Origin of the sequence: Burkholderia sp. BCC1977 (assembly GCF_905339595.1) — a bacterium.
Taxonomy (GTDB): Bacteria; Pseudomonadota; Gammaproteobacteria; order Burkholderiales; family Burkholderiaceae; genus Burkholderia.
The window spans coordinates 1-1,372 of the sequence record NZ_CAJPGQ010000133.1; the positions used below are offsets into that span (position 1 = coordinate 1).

The window sequence follows — 1,372 nt, forward strand, 5'->3', positions numbered from 1 at the left end:
ACTAATAGGATGGTCCGCCCCTCCCGTAATCGCGTAATCTGGGCCGACGCCTGTTTCCGTCCCTCGGAGGTGTGCCATGAGCCAGCAATGCTCTACTGCGATCGCCCGCATGGGCATCGATATCGGGAAGTCCGTGTTCCACGTCGTCGGACTCGACGCCAAGGGCAAACCGGTGTTCCGGAACCGATTTACGCGTGAGCGGCTGCTCGAGTTCCTGGCGCGTGCATCCCCAACGATCATCGGGATGGAGGCATGCCCCGGTAGCAACTGGCTCGCTCGCAAAGCGATTGGTAAGGGACATCAGGTTCGCATCGTTCCCGCACAGTTCGTCAAACCGTTTGTTAAGTCAAACAAGACCGACATCGTCGACGCAGAGGCTATTGCCGAGGCGATTTCTCGTCCCACCATGCGCTTCACGCAGCCGAAGACAGAAGCACAACTCGATCTGCAGGCACTACATCGAGTTCGGCAAAGACTGGTTTCCAGCAAGACAGCCATCGTCAATCAGGCTCGTGCATTTTTGCTCGAGTACGGCCTCACTATCGGAGCCGGCCCCGCATACTTCGTTCGCGATATGCCAAGCATCCTCGCCGACGACGGCAACGGTCTAACGCCTGCGATGCGCGATCTGTTGCAGGAGCAGTGGCAGGAATACCGCTCCATTGAGGCACGCCTTTTGCAATTACGCCGCCAGATCGAAGCAATCGCAGGGGCCGACGATGTTGCCACACGACTGATCTCGGTACCGGGTATCGCGCATCTGACCGCAACCGCGATTACTGCCTTCGCCGGTACCGGTACGCAGTTCAAATCCGGCCGCCATTTCGCTGCCTGGCTGGGCCTTGTTCCCGGTGAATTCTCCACTGGAGGCAAGCAGCACTTGCTCGGGATTACCAAGCGAGGCAATCCATATCTGCGCAAGCTGTTGATCCACGGTGCCCGAGCGTGCGTCCTGCATCTCGATCGGACCAAGGATCATCTCGGGCTCTGGATTTCGCAGATGGAGGCGAAGGGCATACACCGTAACAAGATCATCGTCGCACTAGCCAACAAGCTCGCGCGTATCGCATGGACTATCCTCACGCGACGAGGAACGTTTTACCTTCGGCAGCCGCAAGCACAGTAGGCTGCCGATCACCCGTCAAGGTTTGCAGACGTGCAATTGATGACGAAACAGCGCACCGGCGTTCGGTAAACCCGGGACAAAAAAACGGCCTTCAAGGTCAGCCCACTTATTGGGAACCGAGCGCGCATATCCCATCATGGCCTTGCCGCCAAAAGCGGCTGACTCGCGAGAGGCCGGATACATTTACGCAAACTGTCTCGTCGGAGAACGCCCGCTTGCAAAGCCGGGGCGGACCATACATTTTTT

1 protein-coding gene is annotated in these 1,372 nt (G+C 58.0%); it reads left to right on the forward strand.

Features of this window, described 5'->3' with window-relative positions; translation table 11 throughout:
* The first annotated feature begins 76 nt into the window (after positions 1-76).
* The gene (locus tag U5771_RS35060) at positions 77-1,126 is read left to right on the forward strand and encodes an IS110 family transposase (protein WP_322028164.1); all 1,050 of its coding nucleotides are present in this window, start codon (positions 77-79) and stop codon (positions 1,124-1,126) included.
* The last annotated feature ends 246 nt before the right edge of the window (positions 1,127-1,372 follow it).

Excerpts from the sequence above, each read along its gene's own strand:
- U5771_RS35060 (WP_322028164.1), top strand. The coding sequence starts at position 77 with ATGAGCCAGCAATGCTCTACTGCGATCGCCCGCATGGGCATCGATATC.